The 397-nt window shown below is 41.1% G+C and carries 1 pseudogene; it reads right to left on the bottom strand.

Annotated features, from left to right (window positions below):
- Positions 1-381 (bottom strand): annotated as a pseudogene (locus tag J7R05_RS08765) (YqaJ viral recombinase family protein); the annotation flags it as partial.
- Between the last annotated feature and the right edge of the window lie 16 nt (positions 382-397).

Below are 397 nucleotides of genomic sequence, written 5' to 3'. Positions count from 1 at the left end.
GATATATTCAGGATTGAATTCACCACTTAACAAAAAACGTGCTTGTGTTATTGGTTGAGGGCATTTTACTTCTTCAAGGCCATCATCTCCAACGAGAGCATCCGGACTAGCGCGTGCCATTTCAGTTGTTGGATGGGCTATAAAACCACATCGGGTGACAGGGGTGTCGTAAAGAACGCTATATTCTTCAATTGCACTGTCTTCATGTTCATTTCCCCATCGCATAGCTGGCGTTTCATAAGATGATACTGTCTTGCCCATTAAGCGTTCTGTGATGAGTTGGAATTTATACTCTTCATATTTACATGTAGGTAAGCCCTTTGCTGTTTTATTGATAATGCTGCTAATGCTTAAAGCTGTAACTTTACCTAAACGAGCTTGAACCCGTTATGCTGTT

Source organism: Bartonella capreoli, assembly GCF_902813205.1.
GTDB lineage: Bacteria > Pseudomonadota > Alphaproteobacteria > Rhizobiales > Rhizobiaceae > Bartonella > Bartonella schoenbuchensis.
Note: the sequence above shows the minus strand (reverse complement) of the source record. Positions and strands in the feature narration are given on the sequence as shown.